Here is an 18,034-nt window from a genome sequence, read left to right as displayed (position 1 = left end):
TATGGTGAGCGCGGCTTCCTCAACTTTTGCCGTATGCAGCCCGCTTTTGGATAAATACGCAGTATTCTTTCATAAAACCGTCCGTTATACCGCCGACAGCACCCGTACCGGAATCCCGTAGTCTGCTTCCAGCTGTCTGTAATGCTCGCCTTTGGCCAGAATGCCCTGTACCCCGACAAGCTCAATCCCCATAATCTTCATTTGATCAGCGATGCAGCGGATCGTAGCGCCCGAGCTGATGACATCATCGAGAATAAGCACCCGGTCCCCGGCCGTGAAGCCGTCAAAATAAATGTAATTCTCGTTATACGCCGTCTCCCGCTTGATACATACCTCATAATTATCATACAGCTCGGTGCTGAGCCGCAGGATGTTCATCGGTTTGTTCAGCTTATAGGCCGCAAGCATCCCCCAGGTGTGACCGCCCGGCTCGGGCGACACGATGTAATCAAAGGCCGGGAACTGCTCCGTAATGCTGCTGGCCAGATTAGCGGTAATTTCACTGATCAGCTCCGGATGGATATAGGTGCCCCGCTCACCAAAAGGGTACAGCTTGAAATCATAGGCGGTCTCCTTGTTTTTGTAGATCCTCACGTTCTTGGCGCTGCTGATGGATTCACTGAGCCGTGCATACGATGCGCTCATGGCCTTCACTCCTTTTGTCTGAATATGCAAAAAACCCCGGAATACAAGAGACGCCTGCAGAGCAAATGTCGCTAAAAGCGGGCGGTCACAGTAACTTCTGCGGCAGCACGGATTCAAGCTTCTTTGTTCATGCGGAGTCTCTTGTAGCCTGGGGCAATTTACGGTTGCCTGTAGAAACGCTCAAACCGGATTAATGAGCTTATACAAGAGTTATGAATTTGTAAAGTTCGTGTTAGGTATTGTGACTTTGATTATTTTTATATATGCTATCACTGAGGATTATATGTGTCAATCCTTGATTTTTTGTCATTATATATGACATAAAAATCAGCGGATTTCAAAAAAATATGCCGATAAAGGAAAAACGTCTATAGTATACGAAGATGTAAAGGGATCGGGTACTTACTGTGAACAGAAAGAAGGGGAGAGACATGGTTAGCATTAGCCATTGGACAGTAGAAAAATATACGCTGCAAGGAGACGGGCAATGGAATGAGGATGCGCTGATCGTCAATGAACCTGCGGATATTTACGGAGTTGTGGACGGGGCCACCTCGCTGTCTCCTTACCGCAACAAGGAAGGAATGACCGGAGGGTATCTGGCTGCACAGCTGGCCGCTTCCTTTTTCGGGGAGGCGGACGGGCAGGCGCTGGAAAAGATAGCGGTTCAGGCCAACGCTCGTTTACGCGAGGTAATGGAAGCTGAAGGTGTGGATGTGCTGGATGCTTCTGCGCTATGGTCAGCTGCCTATGTCATTGTCAAAGTAAATCGGCATTCTATCGACTATATACAGTCAGGAGACTGTATGCTGCTCTGTAAATACAGGGATGGGGCGGCAAGGGTGCTCACGCACACCCAGGTGGCCCATGTTGACCGGCTGACGCTGAACCGGATGGAGGAGCTGCGTGCATCGGGAGTTGAAGATCCGGCCGAGCTTCGCAGGCTGCTGCTCCCGCTGCTTCAGGATAACCGCAGAAAGGCGAATACGCTGGAAGGTTACGGCGTGATGAACGGGAGTCCGGAGTTCCCGCTTTTTCTGGAAAAGGGTACATTCAACCGGGCCAATGTGGAGAGCCTATATTTGTTTACAGATGGCCTGTATTCAGGTGCGGAGAGCTGGGGGAGTCTGCTGGATAGCATTGATGCAAAAGGGCTGCAGGGCTACACGGATGAGATGTATGCAAGAGAGCAGGAGGATGCCATGCTGCTGGCTGTTCCCCGGCTTAAGGGTTCGGATGACAAAACAGGGCTCGTGATTCGTTTTTCCTGACTTATAAAAAAATAAAATTACCCATCATAAACCATAGTACTTTTATCATTTTTTATTTATAATTATTATTATCTGGATGTCATAAAGAATTCAAAGGTTTTGTAAAAAGCCCTATATTGATGTGATATACTTAACACACGTGATTTGAGGAATTGTGAAAGACAGTGCCTGCACCACTGAATAGAGACTAGGATGGTGAACAAGCGATGCACATTGTCGTCGTTGGCCTGAATTACCGTACGGCTCCCGTTGAGGTGAGAGAACAGTTCGCTTTTGCAGAGAAGGATCTGCCCGAAGCGCTTCATCAGCTGATGAAGACCAAGAGCGTGCTGGAAGGTGTCGTTGTTGCCACCTGTAACCGGACGGAAATTTATGTGGTCGTAGACCGCCTTCATATGTGCGGATATTTCATCCGCAGCTTTATGGAGCAGTGGTTCAATGTGAAAAGTGAGCAATTTACGCAGCATATGTATATATACGAGGATGAGCAGGCAATTGCCCATCTGTTCCGCGTAACCTGCGGTCTGGATTCCATGGTGATTGGTGAGACGCAGATTCTGGGCCAGGTGCGCAATTCTTTTTTGACTGCCCAGAGCGAGGGTGTGACCGGTACCTGGTTCAACCAGCTGTTCAAGCAGGCGGTGACGCTCGGCAAACGTGCGCATAATGAGACCTCGATCGGCGAGAGCGCGGTTTCGGTCAGCTATGCGGCAGTGGAGCTGGGCAAGCGGATCTTCGGCATGTTCACCGGTAAAAGAGTGCTGATTCTCGGCGCCGGCAAAATGAGCGAGCTGACCGTCAAGCACCTGTATAGCAGCGGCGCGGCTGAAGTTATTGTCGCGAACCGTACGCTTTCGCGGGCGGTAGAGCTGGCGGAGAAATTCTCCGGCAGACCGAGCACGATTGCTGATGCGCTGCAGCATCTGGATGAGGTCGATATTGTGATCAGCTCCACAGGGGCTGAAGGCTATGTGCTGACTGCGGACCAGGTATCCGCCGGCATGAAGCGCCGCCCGTCGCGGCCGCTGTTCATGATCGACATTGCCGTGCCGCGTGATATTGATCCGGAAGCTGCGAAGGTACAGGGTGTATTCCTGTATGATATTGATGATCTGGAAGGTATCGTGGAGAGCAATCTGGAAATGCGCCGCAGCGAAGCCGCGAAGATTGAAGTGATGATTGCCGAAGAGATGGAGGAGTTCCAGGTCTGGCTGAAGACGCTTGGCGTCAGACCGGTCATCCGCGCGCTGCAGGACAAATCGAATGCCATTTACGATGATACGATGGACAGCCTGTTCAACAAGCTGCCTGAGCTGGATGAGCATCAGCGCAAGGTGATCCGCCGCCTGACGAAGAGCATCGTGAACCAGATGATGCATGATCCGATTAATGTGATTAAGGAAATGTCCGGCGGCGACCAGGGAACCGAAGCGCTTGCGTATTTCACGCAGATCTTTGCCCTGCAGGAGCAGCTTGAGGCCGGCGGCGGAAGCGGAAGCAGACCGGCTCCTGTGCAGAAGAAAGAGGATGAGCGTGTATCCGCTGCTGAATTCATTGTGCCTAAGACCGTTTTTGCTCCGGCAGGCCTGCTGGGCGGGTGAGCAGCATGCAACTGCTGAACGGAATATATGATGCCGCTCTGCTGCTATATGCCCTGAGCCTGCTGTTTATTTTCTCGGATTGCCTAAGGCGTAATCCGGGCGGAAAGCGGCTGGGCACAGGGCTTCTTGCTGTTGTGGGCCTGCTGCAGCTGGCGGGACTTGCGGTGCGTTTCTCCCAGGAGGGCGGGCTGCCGATTTTTACCCCTTATGATTTTCTGTTCTGGTTCTCCTTCATTATCGTAATCACGTCGCTGGCCATTGCCTATACACGCGGCGGGGAATTTACCATTCTGCTGCTTAGCGGTGCCGGTTTCAGTGTCTTTCTGCTTAACCGGGTATGGCTGACGGCGGCAGATCATGGACTGGAGAGCTGGAGGGCAGTGCACGGCTGGCTGGCGATGCATATTATTTTGGCCAACCTGAGCTTTGGCGCACTGACACTGGGGACGGTTTTTGCGATAATGTACCTGTTCCTGCATATGAAGCTGAAGAATAAAAAGTGGGATGACCGTATCCGGCGGCTGCCGAGCCTGGAGACGATGGACAAATATTCGTATACGGCGATACTGGCCGGTGTTCCGCTGCTGGTTGTGTCACTGCTTCTGGCGGGGATGTCGATTATTGCCGAAGGGCGGACGCCGTTGTTTCAGGATTCCAAGGTATTGACCACAATGATCGGGCTGGGGGTATATATTACGTATATTCTGCTGAAAAAATCCGGCCGCAAAAGCGGTACGGTGATGGCCCGCTGGGCGATTTCGGGGTATGCTTTTATTATTCTGAATTTCCTGCTGAACTCGCTTTCTGACTTTCACGGCTGGAGCGGGAGGTGAACGGGATGGCGGGGTATTTGCCGGTTATGCTGGATGTCAGCGGGCAAAAGATTGTGGTGATCGGCGGCGGGGCTGTTGCGGAGCGCAAGGTACAGTCTCTGCTTGAAGCGGGGGCCGCGGTTACGGTAATCAGCCCGGCGCTCACTGCCGTACTCTCCGGGCTGGCCGGGGAAGGCAGAATACAGTGGGCTGCCCGAGGTTATAAATATGGCGATGTCTCGGGAGCGTTCCTCGTATACGCTGCGAGCGGTGATCCGGCGGTAAATGAAACGGCGGCTGCCGAAGCCAAAGCGCTCGGACTGCCGGTAAATGTAGCCAGTCATGCGGATGCGGGAAATTTCATTACACCGGGGGTTCTGCGCCGGGGAAGGCTGACTGTAGCCGTCTCCACATCGGGTGCAGGACCCTCTGCTGCGGCTGAGATTACTGCGCAGCTGGCGGATATTTTGGGTGTGGAGTATGAGCCTTACCTGGATTTTCTGCACATGATGAGGTCGGAGATTAAGCGGCAGGAGGCCTCTGCCGAAGTCCGCAGACGGCTGCTGCGCCGGCTCGGGCAGCTGGATGTGTTGAATCAGCTGCGGCAGGGCACCTTTATAGAATGGACGCCGGAGACAGCCCGGGCTTGGATTGCGGCGAACCGGGAGGAATAGCGGCGGAAGGAAGCCACCAGACCCTGGATGAGGGAAGAGATTGCACTTTGTGCAACAGAATCCTTGCTGATCGGGCGGGAAAAACATTCTATTGTATTCTGTACAATTGATTTCGGGAAAATGAGCCTAATACGCCTAATACGCGAGAATCTGCTGTACGCAATACAATAGATCCGCTGCTTAGGCTGATTTTACAATGATCTGTTGTACGAAATACAATAGATTTTCATTGCCTCATTTGGTCTATATGGAAGGTTCAACGTATATAATTGCATGCCGCAGACTGTATCAGAGTACAATGGCGGGAATAGCGGCGGGAGAAGTAGCGATACCGGGAGGAAGATGAGAAATGCGCAAAATTATTGTAGGCAGCAGACAAAGCGCGCTGGCGCTGACCCAGACTGGGCATGTCATTGACGATCTGACGCGGCTGAGTGAGAAGCATGGCTTCGGGTTCACCTTTGAGGTGCACAAAATCATTACCAAAGGCGACCGGATTCTCGATGTCACCTTATCCAAGGTCGGCGGCAAAGGGCTGTTCGTCAAAGAAATCGAACAGGCCATGCTCGATAAAGTTATTGATATGGCCGTACATAGTATGAAGGATATGCCATCCGAGCTGCCGGAGGGGCTGATTAACGGGGCTGTACCGAAGCGGGTCGACCCGCGAGACTGTCTGATTGCCACGGATGCGGCTAGCCTTGAGGAACTGCCTAACGGCGCACGCGTAGGCACAAGCAGCCTTCGCCGCTCCAGCCAGCTGGCCGCGCTGCGCCCTGACCTGGTGATTGAGCCGGTACGCGGCAACATTGATTCCCGGCTGAAGAAGCTGGAGAACGGCGAATACGATGCCATTCTGCTGGCCGCAGCCGGCCTGACCCGGATGGGCTGGCAGAACCGGGTGACCTCTTATCTGGAGCCGGAGGTATGTCTACCGGCAGTCGGCCAGGGTGCGCTTGGTATAGAATGCCGCGAGGACGATACTGAGCTGCGTAAGCTTTTGGCGCTGTATAATGATGAGCAGACGGCTCTGACTGTAGCTGCAGAACGGACGTTTCTCGGTGCGCTGAACGGCGGCTGCCAGGTGCCGATTGGCGCGTTTGCGGTACTTGGGGCAGAGGAAGCAAAGAGCGGGGCTGGGCGTGAAGAGGCGGCTGCGGAGCAATCTGCGAATAATGAAAAAGCTGTAGAAGAAGCCTCGGGTGTACAGGGAGCGTCAAGTAATCCGGCTGGACGGGTAATTACTTTGACAGGGATGGTCGGAACACCGGACGGTTCTGTGATTCTTAAAGAGACGCTTACGGGGACTGATCCGGTACAGCTTGGTGAAGAGGTGGCCCGCAAGCTGATTGCCCGGGGTGCGGAGAAGATTCTGGCGGATACAAGGGGATGATGGAGATGGCGGAGAAGACGGGGAAAGTATATCTGGTAGGCGCCGGTCCGGGAGATGCGAAGCTGATTACAGTAAAAGGGCTGGAGTGTATCCGCAAAGCGGATGTGCTGGTCTATGACCGGCTGGCCAGTCCAAGGCTGCTCAAGCAGATGAAGTCCGGCGGTGAGAAAATCTATGTCGGCAAGCTGCCCGACCGCCACACCATGAAGCAGGAGGAGATCAACCAGCTGCTGGTTGATCTGGCGCTGGAAGGCAAGACGGTGGTGCGGCTCAAGGGCGGGGACCCGACGATTTTTGGCCGGGTGGGCGAAGAAGCGGAGCTGCTGCGCCGGAACGGCATCTATTACGAGATTGTGCCGGGCATTACCTCGGCCATCAGCGTGCCGGCGTATGCCGGCATCCCGGTCACACACCGGGACTATGCGTCCTCCCTGTCGATTATCACCGGACATGAAAGCCCGGACAAGCTGGACCATTCCATTCATTGGGACAAGGTAACGAATGCTACGGGAACGCTGGTCTTCCTGATGGGCGTAGCCAAGATCGGCTACATCAGCGGCCAGCTGATCAAGCACGGCCGTCCGCCGGAGACGCCGGTGGCGCTGGTGCGCTGGGGCACACGTGCGGAGCAGGACACGCTGACCGGCACGCTCGCCGACATCGAGGCGAAGGTCATTGCGGCGGACTTCAAGCCGCCGGCGGTCATTGTCGTCGGCGAAGTGGTGCGCCAGCGCCAGCAGCTGATGTGGGCCGAGGCGCTGCCGCTGTTCGGCAAGCGCATCGTGGTTACCCGCGCCCGCAGCCAGGCGAGCGAGCTGGTGGACCGCATTGAGGAGCTCGGCGGCGAGCCGTACGAGTTCCCTGTCATTGAGACGGTCATGCCGGAGGATGCCGGGAAGAAAGCCGCCATCGCTTCCGCGCTGGGAGCGCTGGAAGCCTATGACTGGGTTTTCTTCACGAGCCCTAACGGCGTGGAGTTCTTTTGGCGCCACCTGGCGGAGCTGAAGGTGGACATCCGCGGTTTGCACCGCGCGCGCATCGGCGCGGTGGGGCCGGCCACAGCCGCCGCGCTGGCGGAGCGGGGGCTGGTGGCCGAGGAGCTGCCCGCCCGCTTCCAGGCGGAAGGGCTGCTGGAGGCGTTTGGCCCGCAGCTTGAGGCGGGCCAGAAGGTGCTGCTGCCGCGCGGGGATCTCGCGCGGGAGTGGCTTCCGGCCAAGCTGCAGGGGCTTGGGCTGGAAGTGACCGAGATCGACACTTACGAGACGGTGGTGACGGGCGAGGACGATATCGAGCTGCTGCGCCTGCTCGAAGAGAAACGCATCCATGCAGTTACCTTCACCAGCTCTTCGACCGTGCGCAATTTCATCGAAATCCTGAAGCGCATGGGTCTGGAAGATCCGGTGGCCGTGCTGGCCGGCGTGAAGATCGCCTGCATCGGCCCGGTGACCGAGGAAACCGCCGTTGCTGCCGGCCTGACCCCTGGCCTGCTGCCGGACGAGGCCACGATCGAAGGCCTGGTGCAGGAGCTGTGCCGCTGGAACGAGTCAACGAGAGTAAGGTAATAGGGGGGCTGCATCCCATACCTGCGAGGCGTGGGACTCTCCCGACCAACATCAAAGGTACTCCGGACATGCGCTGACATTGCTCAGTGCTGCCGGACTTTTTTTACATATTAACTACACAGGAGGATACATCAATGAGCTTTCCAATTACCCGGCACCGCCGTCTGCGCGGTACAGCCGGAATTCGCGGGATGGTGCGGGAGACCGTGCTGAATACGCTGGATCTGATCCAGCCGATTTTTGTGACGTACGGGACGGGTGTGAAGACTGAGATTGGCTCGATGCCGGGCGTGTATCATTTTTCGCTCGATATGCTGAAGGCTGAGGTGGACGAAATAGCGGCGCTGGGAATTCCGGCGGTCCTGCTGTTCGGGATTCCGGAGACGAAGGATGCGGTGGGTTCTTCCGGTTTTGCCGATGACGGGATTGTGCAGGAGGCGACACGCCTGATCAAAAAGTGGTACCCTGAGCTGCTCGTTGTAGCTGATACCTGTCTGTGTGAGTTCACGGATCACGGCCATTGCGGCATGGTGCACACTCATGTGGTGGACGGCGTGGTGCATGGCGATGTTATCAATGACGCTTCACTTGAGCTGCTGACTCGCACTGCGGTATCGCAGGCCAAGGCCGGGGCGGATATTATCGCGCCTTCGAACATGATGGACGGGTTTGTGCAGGCAATCCGCGCCGGACTGGATGAGAATGGTTTCGAGCATGTGCCGATCATGTCTTATTCGGTAAAATATGCCTCTGCCTTCTACGGCCCGTTCCGCGAGGCTGCTGATTCTGCGCCGCAGTTCGGCAACCGCAAAACGTATCAGATGGACCCGGCCAACCTGCGGGAAGCGATCCGCGAAGCGGACTCCGATGTGCTGGAGGGTGCCGATATGCTGATGGTTAAACCGGCGCTGGCTTATCTCGATGTGATCCGGACGATCCGCGACCAGTTCGATCTGCCGCTGGTGGCCTACAATGTGAGCGGTGAGTATTCGATGGTCAAAGCGGCGGCGCTGCAGGGATGGATCGATGAAAAAGCAATCGTAATGGAGATGCTGACCGGCATGAAGCGGGCGGGCGCGGACATTATTATCACTTACTTTGCCAAGGATGCAGCCCGCTGGCTGCGCGGCTAAACTAACGAACAGAACAGGAGTGAATAACATGGGCAATGTGCCATTGTCGCGCCGGGAAGAGGCTTCCCGGAACGCTTTTGAAGAAGCTAAGCAGTATATTCCCGGCGGGGTGAACAGCCCGGTGCGGGCGTTCAAATCGGTCGGCCTGACACCGGTGTATGTGGATCACGGGATCGGCTCGCGTATTTATGATATCGACGGCAACAGCTTTATCGACTATGTCTGCTCCTGGGGCCCGCTCATTATGGGACATGCCCATCCGGAGGTGGTTAAAGCGCTGCAGGAGACTGCGGTAAAAGGGACAAGCTTCGGCGCGCCGACGCTGCTGGAGACGGAGATGGCCAAACTGGTCGTAGAACGTGTGCCGTCTGTTGATATCGTGCGGATGGTTAATTCCGGTACAGAAGCTACCATGAGCGCCATTCGTCTGGCCCGCGGCTATACCGGACGCAGCAAAATCCTTAAGTTCGAAGGCTCCTACCACGGCCACGCGGACAGCCTGCTGATCAAAGCGGGATCGGGTGTCGCAACCTTGGGCCTGCCGGACAGCCCGGGAGTCCCGGAAGGGGTAGCGGTGAACACGATTACTGTACCTTACAATGACCTGGAAGGTGTCAAAATCGCCTTCGAACGCTACGGCAACGAAATCGCCGCAGTCATCGTCGAGCCGATTGCCGGCAACATGGGCGTGGTGCCGCCGCAGCCGGGCTTCCTGGAGGGCTTGCGCAAGGTGACTACGGGTTATGGGGCGCTGCTGATTTTTGATGAGGTGATGACCGGATTCCGGGTGAACCGCAGCTGTGCGCAGGGCCTGTTCGGTATTGAACCTGACCTGACCTGCTTCGGCAAGGTCATCGGCGGGGGGCTTCCGGTCGGCGCTTACGGCGGCCGCAGGGAGATCATGGAGCAGATGGCTCCGGCGGGGCCGATCTATCAGGCCGGTACGCTCAGCGGCAATCCGCTGGCGATGGCTGCCGGCTACAGCACGCTGAAGCTGCTGACTCCTGAAGTGTACGACCGTCTGGAAACGCTGGGCGCGCGTCTGGAAGCAGGGCTGAAACGCAATAGCGTTGACACTGGTATTCCGCTGACAATCAACCGGATCGGATCGATGGTCTGCCCGTTCTTTACGGAAGGGCCTGTCTATAACTTCGAAACGGCCAAGACCAGTAACCTTGAACACTTCCGCAGCTACTTCGGCAAAATGCTCGACCAGGGCATCAGCGTTCCGCCTTCCCAGTTCGAGGGCATGTTCGTGTCGGGCGTACACAGCGAGCAGGATATCGACGATACGCTTGAGGCGCACTACCAGGCGCTGAAGTCACTTTGATGGCTGGCGGCGGGGAGAAGCCGAGAAGCGGCAGCGAGGGCAAGTCTGTAAAGGGCGTTGAGAATAAAACGGGCAGAGGCCGCTGGGACAGGGCTGCAATGGTCAACGAGAACAAGACGGTGACTGGCCGCCGGAATAAAGAGGTTCAAGGCAGCGGGAAGAAGGCTGCGAAGGGCTTTGAGAATAGGACGGCCAGAGGCAGCTGGGATACGGCTGCAAAGGTCAACGTGAACAAGCCGGCAACAGGCAGCTGGGATAACGCTGCAACAGGCACCGAGAACCTAACTATTAAGGGAGCCGTCAACAAGGCGGTAACAGTTAGCTCTGAGAAGGCCGCCAACAGCAGCATGGACCAAGCTTTAAAGAACGTTGAGCATAAGGCGGCAGAGGCTGCGGGGAACAAGGCGGTCCAAGGCGGCGGCGCCTGGAAACGGCGCGGGGAATGGCTTGAGGCCATGCCCGGCCGGGCCGTTACCGGAGCGGCCGATAAGGAGGCCGCCATTGACCGCTGGCTGCTGGAGACTGCCGGGATGCCGGCGAAGCTCCATGCCCGGCTGCGCCGCGAGGGCGGCATCCAGTGGCGGGGCGACCGGCTGCGGCTGGCGCTTTGGCCGCAGCGGGAGGCCGGGATAGAGCCGGTATGGCAGGAGGCCCGGGTGCTGTATGAGGATGACTTCTGCCTTGTCGTCCATAAGCCTGCGGGCATGGCAGTCCACCCGGACGGCAGCGGATCGGATGTAACACTGGACCATCTGGTGGCCGGTCATTACGCCGCTTCCGGCGGCGGCATTGCCGTGCGCCATATCCACCGTCTGGACAAAGATACGACCGGTCCGGTGCTCTATGCGAAGAATGAGTACGCGCAGCTTGTACTCGATGAGGATATGCGGAGCAAGGACATTTCGCGCCGCTATGCAGCCATCGCTGAAGGTGCTGTGCCTGCCCAGCTCACCGTCATCGACGCGCCGATCGGCCGCGACCGCCATCATGCGTCGCGGCGGCGGGTGTCGCCCGGCGGCCAGCCGGCGGTGACGCGGATTACCGGGCGCGAGGTGCTGCGCGGGGCAACCGCCCTGCAGGTCGAGCTCGAGACCGGCCGGACGCATCAGATCCGCGTCCACCTCAGCCATGCAGGTCATCCTCTCATCGGGGATGACCTGTACGGCGGGCGCAGCTGGGGACTGGCTGCGCGCGGACGACAGGCGCTGCATGGCGAAGCGCTGGCCTTCCGCCACCCATGGACCCGGGAGCTGACCGTTGTGGCCGATCCGTGGCCCGAGGACATGCTCCGGCTGCGCGAGTCGCTGGGCGGCGCGCCTCTGTAACAAGGCGTACCGTTGAGCTGGACTGGCGGGGAAATGGAGTACGCTCAACTGCCTGCTTACTAAATCACTCTATGTTTTTTTAAATAAGACCCGCACGGCCTGCCAGAATATTGGCTGGCCGTGCGGGTTTTATTTAGGTGTATGGAAATCTGCTTCTCTAACGAGCCTGCAGCATAGGCTTGATATGATTCACCGCAGGGCAAAGCCGGCGAATGAAGTGGAAAAATGCTATCTATTTCTCGCCAAAACAGCTTAACGCGGAATTTAGGTGGAAAAAGGTTACTTAATTTAACTATTTTCACCTTAAAAGGGGGTTGCAGCTTAAATTAAGTGGCATTTTTCCACTTGAGAATTGATGAAGTGGAGAATCAAAGAAAATAGATGACGAAAATCCAACTAAATAGAAAGCCCGTACAATACATGAACCCCGCACAATACATAAACCCCACACAAAATATAGCCCGCACAAGTATTTCTGCCGGAAGCCGCACTCCAGGCAGAATGTTAAACGTGCCCATTAGAACCCCTGCCATTTACCTCAATTTTCCAACAGTCTTACCCTGCCGATTTTGGGTATAACACTATTAAGCGTTAGCACATGTTAATAAGGTTTTGCTGTTTTTACTGTTTTCGCTGTTTTCGCAAGACTCCCGAATGTCCGGACTGTTCCGGAAACAATAATACACAATGTAAACAGACTGGAGGAAGGACCATGAAGTGGCAGGGAAGAAGAGGCAGCTCGAATGTGGAGGACCGCAGAGGCAGCGGCGGCGGTGGCGGAAAGCTGATTGGCGGCGGGATCGGAGGCATTATTCTGGTGGTTGTAGTCACGCTGCTTAGCGGCGGAAATGTCGGGGATATCCTGGGTAATCTGACTTCGGGCGGAACCACCACCTCAAATGCCCCTTACCAGGAAACGGCCGAGGAGCAGGAGCTGGCACAGTTTGTCTCAGTGGTGCTGGCGGATACGGAGGATGTGTGGAGCGAGCTTTTTGCCCAGCAGGGGATGACTTACACTGATCCTACACTGGTGCTGTATAGCGGCAGTGTGAATTCGGCCTGCGGGACCGCAAGCTCGGCGGTCGGACCGTTTTATTGTCCGGGGGACAGCAAGCTGTACATCGACCTGAGCTTCTATGACGAGCTGCAGCAGCGCTTTAAGGCGCCGGGTGATTTTGCAATGGCCTATGTCATCGCCCATGAGGTGGGGCATCACGTGCAGACTCTGCTTGGAACGACCAAGCAGCTGGATTCCCTCCGCCGCAGCTTGAGCGAGACGGAATACAACAAATATCAGGTCCGCTTTGAACTGCAGGCGGATTACCTGGCCGGAGTCTGGGCGAACCATGCCCAAGGGATGAATCTGCTGGAGGAGGGCGATCTGGAGGAGGCACTGACGGCTGCGAGCGCTGTCGGCGATGATACGATCCAAAAGCAGGCCCAGGGCTATGCGGTGCCGGACAGCTTTACCCACGGGACGTCGGAGCAGCGGAAACGCTGGTTCTACAAAGGCTTTAACAACGGTACGATTACCGGCGGAGACACTTTTAACGCTGCCGAGCTGTAGTTAAACGCGCCGGTTAGGGAGCCGGTGATGTCCGCACTATTTATGGGGGCTGCATGAACACAGCAGGGATTGCGGAGGGATGCCGCTTACGCTTATGCAGCTCTGCAGACACAACAAGAGCCGTTTCAGCCGGGCAACCGGTGGAACGGCTCTTTTGCATAACAGATTAGTCAGCCAGGGCATTATGGGACGAGAGCCGGTTGCGGCCGAGTTTTTTGGATTCCAGCAGGAGTTGGTCGGCGCGGACGTACCCTTTTTCCATGGAAATGCTCTGATCTGCTTTGAAGTAATAGAGGCCAAAGGAAGCCGAATAGCTGACCTTGATCTGCTGTTCCTCATAATCTGCTTCAGCTGAACTTCCTTCAATAGCGAGCAGCATTTCCTGAATGATCAGGCGGCACTCCCGGTATGATTTGCCCCTCAGAAACAGCGTGAATTCCTCTCCGCCGCTGCGGAACAGGATGTCTTCCTCCTGCAGACGGGCTTTCAGGGTATCGGCAAAATGAATAATGACCCTGTCACCTACAGCGTGATTGTAGGTATCGTTGATTTTTTTGAAACGGTCGATGTCAGCTACAACTATGCCTATATATTCGCTACTGTGGTCGAGCTCGTTCATCATTTTGTCCATATGTGCCCGGTTGAAGGTTCCGGTCAGGAAATCCTGATAGGCCATCTGCTCAAACTTGTCCCGTTCGAATTTATGCTGGGCACTCTGGGATTTGGAGAAAAAGGATAGGTTGACAATGTAGTTCAGCAGGAACAGCGCGATCAGCATCTCCCACTTCTCCATCTGCAGCAGGCGCAGCAGCAGGGCGTTGGTCAGCGCTACTTTGCTGAAATCCAGCAGGTTTCTGCTCTTGAACAGCAGGTCAAGGGCTTCCTTGCGTGTTGTAATGTCTCCGGAGAGGGCGAAGGTTATGACCAGAAACCCCGAGGACAAAAGGGTTGTCACACAGACCACCAGGAGGAACAGCAGCCAGTAACCGGCGGGAACATGTGCGGCAGCCGGATAGAGCAGCGTGTACAGGTAATAGGCGGCGGTCCCGCCAAGCGTGAAAGAGCCGATATTATAAAAAGCATCCAGGAATTCTCCCGGATCGGCGGTTTTTGTTTTCTTTTTATATACATACACTGTAGTCCGGTAGAAAATCTCATAAATCAGCGTGCCGAGCGGTCCGGCAAAAATACCGAAGGAAGAAGTATAGCTGATCGCATAGTCGATCGTGGAATTCCCTTTCCGGGTAACAATGCGCAGCTGAAAGTAAAAGCTGGCGAATACCCAGTAGAGCAGCATGGCTTTTATATATGTATTATCCAGAACCACTGAAGGGTGCGTTAGAAGCGCCAGGACCACAGCAGCCGCGAACAGGGAGAGGTCGAATAATCTAGCTTTAGACATATCAGTAACATCCTTTCGAGCGTTATACCGATTATACCCGAAATGTGTAAATATGATGAAAATAGTTTTGCAAAATTCACACTTTACTTCGTTGATAGAATTGAGACTCCCACCCATACCGGAAAACCGGGGCCGGACATATAATACTTTGTTCATGCATATGCCGGCTGTTTCTATTTCTGTAGTGAAATCTATAACCGGAGGAGAGGAATTCATGAGAATATTGCTGGTCACCTACTGGGGACTCACGAATCTGGGCGGGATCTGGACCTATATGAAGCAGCTCTCAGACAAGCTGGCCCAGCAGGGGCATGAGGTTACGCTCATGGGCAGCCATGTGGACAGTAACACGTTGTATCTGCTGGACCGGAATGCTTCTTTTGACAAAAAAGCGTACTACTCCTCGCTGCTTCCTTATCTGGATCCGCTGCAGTTCCCCCATCTCCACCAGGAGCACGGGATTTTCAGCTTTGAGCTGGGGCGCTATGTATTTGAAGGCGGTGCCGCCGCTCTCGGGCTGGAGCAGTATGATGTTATTCATGCTCAGGATCCTATTTCTGCATATGCGCTGCGTAGGGTAATGAAGACGGCGGTGCCGCTGGTGGCAAGCATGCACGGGGCACTTGCCCGCGAGTCCTATTATGAATACAGGGGGCTTGAGCCGGGGCTGACCCGGGAGGAGTACGAGAAACGGCCGATCTGGAGCTATTTCCGGAGAATGGAGCTGCTTGCTGTACATGCGGCAGATCTGATTCTTGTTTCCTCAAAATGGATTGGCCAGGTTGTGGGCGGCCACGGTGTCACGCCTGACCGGATTCATATTCAGCCCTACGGGGTCAATCTGAAGGAGTATGACGCCAAGGCTTCAATGCCATCACCACTGAATCGGCCTCAAGGTAAGAAGCTCATCATGTATGCTGGACGCCTTGAATACATTAAGGGAGTTCATATCCTGATCCGTGCGCTCGGCCTATTGCAGCAGCGGCGCCGGGATTGGACCTGTGTCATCGCCGGCAGCGGGAGTCTGCTGGAGGAGCTGAAGCTGCAGGCACAGGCGCTGGGCGTGCAGGATGACATTGAATTTGCCGGAAGAATAGACAATATTCCTGCTGCGCTGACGTCCGCCGATATCTATGTCCAGCCCAGCCTTCAGGATACCCAGCCCTTTTCGGTTACGGAAGCCCAGCTTGCCGGCATAGCGCCCGTGGTGGCGGGTACGACAGGGATGCCGGAGATGGTACAGCACGGACTGACAGGCTGGATTGTGCCTGCAGACAATGCAGCAGCACTGGCCGGTCAGCTGGAGCTGCTGCTGCGTGATGACAGCCTGCGGGCCAGAGCTGGCACTGCGGCGCAGCGATGGGCACGGGCAAACCGTTCGCTGGATACGATGGCGGAAGGAACGCTTAAGGCCTACCGCAGAGCAGCAGAGATGCATGGCTGGCCGCAGCGGAGCCGTCCTGCCGGGCAGTCCGGACACCATATGCAGGGGGCTTTTCATCCGGCCGACCTGCTGAATGTAATTACCCCCGGCAATCCGCTGGAATCCGTGCTGCGCAGCCGGCTTCCAGCTGATTACAGGATACCTGATGCTAATATTCTCCCCGGGTAAAAGCCGGTAAACACGGGACAAAAGCGGATGTGTCCAAATTAGTCATGCCTTCCTGATTGGAGCATATACATGAGTGGAGTAACATTTTGGGCTTATGCTCTGGGCTTGTCTCAGGGTTAGATTATGCCAAGAAGGAGGAAATTTCCCGTGTTTGACCAGTCCCACGGCTTGCGGTTTGATATTTATGAACGCATTCACCTGCCTGCAGAACTTCCGGGAATCGCTGAGCTGGAAGAGGTGGAACTCATTCCGGAAATTCAGGTGATTCAGCGGGAAGACCGGGCCGAGCTCTACGGCCAGCTGCTGCTCACCGGACTTTACCGGGGAGAAAATGACCGGACGGAGCGCCTGGAGCATGCGATCCCCGTTGAAATCACAGTCCCGCTGACCCGGGTCAGCTCACTTGAAGACATAGGGGTAGAGATCGAGAACTTCGATATCGACCTGCTTACGATGCGTACTGTCAACATAACCGGCGTGCTTTCCCTGAGGGGAATAGGCGGAACGGAGACAGGGACGGCCTGGCAGCAGGAGGAGTATACAGTGGCCTACTCTCCCGAGCAGGAAGACCGGGCAGCTGCTGCTCCGGCTGAGGGCAGGGAACAGGACGGCGATGCCCTGTACGAGAATTCACTGTGGACCTATGGCGAGGGAGCAGCGGAAATTCCTGCAGACCAGCAGGAATACACCTCCTTTATTCCCGATGCGGCAGCGGTCAATCCGCTGGTTCTGGAGAGCTCCGTCTATACACAGGCGGCCGGACCTGCTGCCCAGCCGCATAAGGAAAAGGAAGCAAAGCTGCGCACGCACAGCCTGGAGGATCAGGCGGGATTCACAGGCGGAGCGGCGGCGGAAGCCTGGCAGAAGGGGAAGGCACCGGCGGAGCCGGTATCCGGGTATTTTTTCGGCACGCGCGAGAAGGAACCGGCAGTGAAACCGGCCGCTTCTGCTGCTGAGATTACGCGGGACGGGTCCGGTGATGCTGCAGAGGAGATTGTTCCCGCAGCTGCGCAGGCGTTTGATTTCGCGGATATCGCCTCCGGTCAGCTCTATGCCGAGAGACAGGAGGAGCCGGTTGTTGCGGTTGAGCCTGAGTATACTCCTCCGGAAATCCAGGAAGAAGCGGTGCTGCCGGAGGCGGAGGACACCAAGGAGAATGATACGCTTCTCTCACCGGAAACACTGCCTGTCCAGGAAGAAAAGGCAGATCTCAAGGTTGCGCTCGGCAGCAAGAAGGAAGAGGCAAGCTCCGCCAAGGAGCATCTCACCTTCTCTTCCCTGCTCAGCTCAAGCCGGGCCCAAAAGGAGCAGGAGAGCGCAGTGACGGCTGCAGCGGTTCCGCAGCCGGAGGTTCAGGAACCGGGGAATGACAGCGACTGGAAGAGCCGGTTTATCAACAGAACCGGCGGTGCGGAGCTGTTCCGCAAGGTCCGGATGTGCATTGTGCAGCGGGAGGATACGCTGGATACGATTGCCGAGAAGTATCAGCTCAGCGCAAGGGAGCTGGTAATGTACAACCGGCTGGCCGGACAGAATGTGGAGGAGGGGCAGGTTTTATATATTCCTTAGGCCGGGAGGCTTAAGGAATGGATCAGGACAGAGCAGCGGTTTTTCCCGTAATCGGGAAACGCTGCTTTTTTGTTGTTTGCGCACCGCGTTTGTGCTGAAACAACGGTAAAAGTCCCGTTGTTTCGGCGTTCCCGCCGC

At 56.0% G+C, this 18,034-nt stretch carries 14 protein-coding genes and 1 riboswitch; of the genes, 12 read left to right on the top strand and 2 right to left on the bottom strand.

Translation table 11 applies throughout. The annotated features are described in order from the left end of the window. Positions 1 to 84: 84 nt before the first annotated feature. The gene (locus tag AC4G46_RS25635) at positions 85 to 645 is read right to left on the bottom strand and encodes a phosphoribosyltransferase (protein ID WP_491125187.1); all 561 of its coding nucleotides are present in this window, start codon (positions 643 to 645) and stop codon (positions 85 to 87) included. 124 nt (positions 646 to 769) lie between these two features. Then, positions 770 to 872: riboswitch (purine riboswitch) on the bottom strand. A gap of 204 nt (positions 873 to 1,076) precedes the next feature. Between AC4G46_RS25635 and AC4G46_RS25630 the strand changes: the two genes are divergently transcribed. From AC4G46_RS25630 to ypfJ, 10 genes are all read left to right on the top strand, one after another. Continuing rightward, positions 1,077 to 1,916 carry a protein phosphatase 2C domain-containing protein gene (locus AC4G46_RS25630; protein ID WP_491125186.1) on the top strand — a complete coding sequence of 280 codons (840 nt, stop codon included), beginning with the start codon at positions 1,077 to 1,079 and terminating at the stop codon, positions 1,914 to 1,916. A gap of 206 nt (positions 1,917 to 2,122) precedes the next feature. Further along, complete coding sequence (gene hemA / locus AC4G46_RS25625) at positions 2,123 to 3,517, top strand: glutamyl-tRNA reductase (RefSeq protein ID WP_491125185.1); 1,395 nt, start codon at positions 2,123 to 2,125, stop codon at positions 3,515 to 3,517. Between the two features lie 5 nt (positions 3,518 to 3,522). Next, positions 3,523 to 4,350, top strand: a complete 828-nt coding sequence (gene ccsA, locus AC4G46_RS25620) for a cytochrome c biogenesis protein CcsA (RefSeq protein WP_491128978.1) — start codon at positions 3,523 to 3,525, stop codon at positions 4,348 to 4,350. 5 nt (positions 4,351 to 4,355) lie between these two features. Then, positions 4,356 to 5,003, top strand: coding sequence for a precorrin-2 dehydrogenase/sirohydrochlorin ferrochelatase family protein (locus AC4G46_RS25615; protein ID WP_491125184.1), 648 nt, complete (start codon positions 4,356 to 4,358; stop codon positions 5,001 to 5,003). Between the two features lie 349 nt (positions 5,004 to 5,352). Continuing rightward, a complete protein-coding gene (gene hemC, locus AC4G46_RS25610) occupies positions 5,353 to 6,396 on the top strand; it encodes a hydroxymethylbilane synthase (RefSeq protein WP_491125183.1) in 1,044 nt (347 codons plus the stop codon). A gap of 5 nt (positions 6,397 to 6,401) precedes the next feature. Continuing rightward, positions 6,402 to 7,958, top strand: a complete 1,557-nt coding sequence (gene cobA / locus AC4G46_RS25605) for a uroporphyrinogen-III C-methyltransferase (protein ID WP_491125182.1) — start codon at positions 6,402 to 6,404, stop codon at positions 7,956 to 7,958. A 134-nt stretch (positions 7,959 to 8,092) separates the two neighbouring features. Beyond that, entirely contained in the window at positions 8,093 to 9,091 is a 999-nt protein-coding gene (gene hemB / locus AC4G46_RS25600; protein ID WP_068728447.1) for a porphobilinogen synthase, read from the top strand. Between the two features lie 28 nt (positions 9,092 to 9,119). After that, positions 9,120 to 10,421 (top strand): glutamate-1-semialdehyde 2,1-aminomutase, encoded by a 1,302-nt coding sequence (gene hemL, locus AC4G46_RS25595; protein WP_491125181.1) that lies wholly within the window; start codon positions 9,120 to 9,122, stop codon positions 10,419 to 10,421. Positions 10,422 to 10,876: 455 nt separating this feature from the next. Then, on the top strand, positions 10,877 to 11,746 hold the full coding sequence (locus AC4G46_RS25590; RefSeq protein ID WP_491128977.1) for an RluA family pseudouridine synthase: 870 nt from the start codon (positions 10,877 to 10,879) through the stop codon (positions 11,744 to 11,746). A gap of 712 nt (positions 11,747 to 12,458) precedes the next feature. After that, positions 12,459 to 13,313, top strand: coding sequence for a KPN_02809 family neutral zinc metallopeptidase (gene ypfJ, locus AC4G46_RS25585; RefSeq protein WP_491125180.1), 855 nt, complete (start codon positions 12,459 to 12,461; stop codon positions 13,311 to 13,313). A gap of 166 nt (positions 13,314 to 13,479) precedes the next feature. Here ypfJ and AC4G46_RS25580 read toward each other — a convergent pair whose 3' ends face one another. Beyond that, a complete protein-coding gene (locus AC4G46_RS25580; protein WP_491125179.1) occupies positions 13,480 to 14,715 on the bottom strand; it encodes a GGDEF domain-containing protein in 1,236 nt (411 codons plus the stop codon). A 214-nt stretch (positions 14,716 to 14,929) separates the two neighbouring features. Between AC4G46_RS25580 and AC4G46_RS25575 the strand changes: the two genes are divergently transcribed. Both AC4G46_RS25575 and AC4G46_RS25570 read left to right on the top strand, forming a co-directional pair. Next, positions 14,930 to 16,327: a glycosyltransferase family 4 protein gene (locus AC4G46_RS25575; RefSeq protein WP_491125178.1), complete on the top strand. Its 1,398-nt coding sequence runs from the start codon at positions 14,930 to 14,932 to the stop codon at positions 16,325 to 16,327. A gap of 147 nt (positions 16,328 to 16,474) precedes the next feature. Then, entirely contained in the window at positions 16,475 to 17,896 is a 1,422-nt protein-coding gene (locus AC4G46_RS25570) for a LysM peptidoglycan-binding domain-containing protein (RefSeq protein WP_491125177.1), read from the top strand. Positions 17,897 to 18,034: the final 138 nt, after the last annotated feature.

The organism is Paenibacillus sp. fava2, from assembly GCF_058313675.1.
Note: the sequence above shows the minus strand (reverse complement) of the source record. Positions and strands in the feature narration are given on the sequence as shown.

What these genes read in the sequence shown, in the direction of transcription:
- AC4G46_RS25635 (WP_491125187.1), bottom strand. Translation starts at nt 645, where the DNA reads ATGAGCGCATCGTATGCACGGCTCAGTGAATCCATCAGCAGCGCCAAG.
- AC4G46_RS25630 (WP_491125186.1), top strand. Translation starts at nt 1,077, where the DNA reads ATGGTTAGCATTAGCCATTGGACAGTAGAAAAATATACGCTGCAAGGA.
- hemA (WP_491125185.1), top strand. Translation starts at nt 2,123, where the DNA reads ATGCACATTGTCGTCGTTGGCCTGAATTACCGTACGGCTCCCGTTGAG.
- ccsA (WP_491128978.1), top strand. Translation starts at nt 3,523, where the DNA reads ATGCAACTGCTGAACGGAATATATGATGCCGCTCTGCTGCTATATGCC.
- AC4G46_RS25615 (WP_491125184.1), top strand. Translation starts at nt 4,356, where the DNA reads ATGGCGGGGTATTTGCCGGTTATGCTGGATGTCAGCGGGCAAAAGATT.
- hemC (WP_491125183.1), top strand. Translation starts at nt 5,353, where the DNA reads ATGCGCAAAATTATTGTAGGCAGCAGACAAAGCGCGCTGGCGCTGACC.
- cobA (WP_491125182.1), top strand. Translation starts at nt 6,402, where the DNA reads ATGGCGGAGAAGACGGGGAAAGTATATCTGGTAGGCGCCGGTCCGGGA.
- hemB (WP_068728447.1), top strand. Translation starts at nt 8,093, where the DNA reads ATGAGCTTTCCAATTACCCGGCACCGCCGTCTGCGCGGTACAGCCGGA.
- hemL (WP_491125181.1), top strand. Translation starts at nt 9,120, where the DNA reads ATGGGCAATGTGCCATTGTCGCGCCGGGAAGAGGCTTCCCGGAACGCT.
- AC4G46_RS25590 (WP_491128977.1), top strand. Translation starts at nt 10,877, where the DNA reads ATGCCCGGCCGGGCCGTTACCGGAGCGGCCGATAAGGAGGCCGCCATT.
- ypfJ (WP_491125180.1), top strand. Translation starts at nt 12,459, where the DNA reads ATGAAGTGGCAGGGAAGAAGAGGCAGCTCGAATGTGGAGGACCGCAGA.
- AC4G46_RS25580 (WP_491125179.1), bottom strand. Translation starts at nt 14,715, where the DNA reads ATGTCTAAAGCTAGATTATTCGACCTCTCCCTGTTCGCGGCTGCTGTG.
- AC4G46_RS25575 (WP_491125178.1), top strand. Translation starts at nt 14,930, where the DNA reads ATGAGAATATTGCTGGTCACCTACTGGGGACTCACGAATCTGGGCGGG.